Source organism: Arthrobacter sp. 2YAF22_2, assembly GCF_052114645.1.
Lineage (GTDB): Bacteria > Actinomycetota > Actinomycetes > Actinomycetales > Micrococcaceae > Arthrobacter.
Genome location: NZ_JBFRFD010000659.1, coordinates 1 through 1,674, shown reverse-complemented (window position 1 = coordinate 1,674; position 1,674 = coordinate 1). Strand labels below are relative to the sequence as shown.

Below are 1,674 nucleotides of genomic sequence, written 5' to 3'. Positions count from 1 at the left end.
GCGGCCTCTACGACATCCAGATCTACGCAGCCGACGCCGGAACGGGCACCCCGGCGGCCTCCACCGCCGGCGCGCCGCCGGCCGCCACGCGCCCGGGCGGCCTTCCCTCCGACGTCCTTCCCGGCGAACTCGTCGCCGAGTTCCGCGGCCGCAGCCGCACCATCTCCAAGAAATAGAAACTTAGGACCCTGATGACCACCCCCACCGCTGCATCTGCCCTCGCCACCAGTGACGCCGTCCTGGACCGCGAAGAAACCATCTCCCGCGACGAGCTCGAGGCCTTGCAGCTCAGCCGACTGCAGCACACCGTGGCGTACGCCTACGACCGCGTCCCGCTGTACAAGCGCAAATTCGACGAGGCCGGCGTACACCCCACCGATCTGCGCGAACTCGCGGACCTGGGCAAGTTCCCGTTCACCACCAAAGAAGACCTCCGGCTGGAGTACCCCTTCGGCATGTTCGCAGTGCCGCAGCAGGAGGTGGCCCGGATCCACGCCAGCTCGGGCACCACCGGCCGCGCCACCGTGGTGGGCTACACCAAGAAGGACCTCGCCGACTGGGCCAAGCTCGTGGCCCGCTCCCTCCGCGCCTCCGGCGTGCGGCCCGGCATGAAGGTCCACAACGCCTACGGCTACGGCCTGTTCACCGGCGGCMTGGGCGCMCACGCKGGCGCYGARGCSCTSGGCTGCACSGTCATCCCSATSTCCGGCGGCCAGACGGAACGCCAGATCACCCTGATCCAGGACTTCAAGCCGGACGCCATCCTGGCCACCCCGACCTACCTGCTGACCATTGCCGACGCGATGATGAAGCAGGGCATCGACCCCGCCTCCACCTCGCTCAAGTTCGCCGTGCTGGGCGCGGAGCCGTGGACCGAGGAAATGCGGCACGAGCTCGAAGTGATGATGAACATCAAGGCCTGCGACATCTACGGACTCTCCGAGGTCATGGGGCCCGGTGTGGCCGGCGAGGCCGTGGAAACCCAGGACGGCAGCCACATCTGGGAGGACCACTTCCGCCCCGAGATCATCGACGCTTTCGACTCCTCCGTGGTCCTGGGCGACGGCGAACCCGGCGAGCTTGTGTTCACCTCGCTCACCAAGGAAGCCCTGCCGATCATCCGGTATCGGACCAAGGACCTCACCCGGCTGCTGCCCGGCACCGCCCGYCCSGCGCACCGCCGCATGGGGCGCATCACCGGCCGCAGCGACGACATGATCATCCTCCGAGGCGTGAACCTGTTCCCGTCGCAAATCGAGGAAATCGCGTTGCGCATCCCGGAGCTCAGCCCGCACTTCCAGCTGGAGCTCACCCGCCCCGAGGGGCAGCGGATGGACCAGTTGACCGTGAAGATCGAGCGCCGCGAGTCCGTCACCGTCGAGGGCATCGCTTCGGCCGCGAAGACGCTGCAGCAGCAGATCAAGATCCACGTTGGATCGTCCTGCGCCGTAAACGTCGTCGAACCGGGCTCCCTGGAGCGGTCCAACGGCAAGCTTCGCCGGATCTACGACATGCGTCCCAAGGCCTGACCTGCCCCTGCTTGTTCAACCGACCGGTGGGCCCGGCCAGCGCAGCCTCGGCCACGCCGGCCGGGCCCACCCCGCTCACATGAGAAACTAGCGACTATGCCCAGCACAGGAACCACCGCCAAGCGCGGCCGCCCCGGCTATGACC

Annotated in this window: 1 protein-coding gene and 1 pseudogene; both read left to right on the top strand. The window is 68.0% G+C overall.

All coding sequences use genetic code 11. The features are described 5' to 3' along the window. Positions 1-176: pseudogene (locus tag AB4Y86_RS18420) on the top strand (phenylacetic acid degradation protein); the annotation flags it as partial. A gap of 15 nt (positions 177-191) precedes the next feature. Further along, positions 192-1,529, top strand: coding sequence for a phenylacetate--CoA ligase PaaK (gene paaK, locus AB4Y86_RS18415; RefSeq protein WP_441403588.1), 1,338 nt, complete (start codon positions 192-194; stop codon positions 1,527-1,529). The last annotated feature ends 145 nt before the right edge of the window (positions 1,530-1,674 follow it).